Raw genomic sequence first — 1,040 nt, 5'->3', positions numbered from 1 at the left:
CTCTATATGAGTCTTTATAGACTTATTTTTTTATGCCGAGATAGTAAGAGAATGGGATGAATACTAGAAAGAGGGAGTTGGCATACATCTTGCAATATAAAGAGAAAACATTGTATAGAAAAGGATGGGGTACACAATGAACACAAAAAAATTTGCTAAAGTAAATGAACAAATTCCAGGACCGAAAGCAGCGTCTTTATTAGAACGCCGCCAAAATATAGTACCAAAAGGAGTAAGTAATGGTATTCCAACATTTGTACAGTCTGCAAATGGTGCACTCGTAACAGATGTGGATGGAAATCAGTACATTGATTTCGCAGGAGCAATTGGGACAATTAATGTAGGACACTGTCATCCAGCTGTTAAAGAAGCGCTTCATAAACAAGTAGATCAATATATTCATACTGGATTTAATGTGATGATGTATGAGCCGTATATTGAATTGGCAGAAAAGCTGGCCGCATTAGCGCCAGGTAATTTCGATAAACAAGTGCTGTTTTTAAATAGTGGGGCAGAAGCGGTTGAAAATGCAGTGAAGATTGCTCGTAAATATACGAAGAGACCTGGAATTATCGCATTTTCTAAAGGATTTCATGGGCGTACATTAATGACAATGACGATGACAAGTAAAGTAAAACCATATAAATTTGGATTTGGCCCATTTGCTCCAGAAGTATATAAAGCGCCATTCCCATATGAATACCGTCGCCCAGAAGGTTTAACAGAAGAGCAGTATGATGACTTTATCATTGAAGAGTTCAAGAACTTCTTCATATCAGAAGTAGCACCAGAAACAATTGCAGCAGTTGTAATGGAACCTGTTCAAGGGGAAGGCGGATTTATCGTTCCAAGTAAGAAATTCGTTCAAGAAGTACGCAGCATTTGTTCAGAGCACGGTATTTTATTTGTAGCTGATGAAATTCAAACAGGCTTTAGTCGTACCGGAAAATACTTTGCAATTGATCATTATGATGTCGTTCCAGACTTAATTACGGTATCTAAATCATTAGGTGCTGGTGTACCGATAAGTGGTGTCATTG

General features: G+C 37.8%; 1 protein-coding gene. It reads left to right on the top strand.

Features of this window, described 5'->3' with window-relative positions; all coding sequences use genetic code 11:
• Positions 1-136: 136 nt before the first annotated feature.
• A partial coding sequence (locus tag AC1DJR_RS31180; protein ID WP_477004383.1) for an aminotransferase class III-fold pyridoxal phosphate-dependent enzyme occupies positions 137-1,040 on the top strand: 904 nt, incomplete at its 3' end.

This window comes from Bacillus sp. 05T31 (assembly GCF_056396725.1).
The sequence above is the reverse complement of the archived record's forward strand: the minus strand, read 5'-3'. Positions and strand labels throughout refer to the sequence as shown.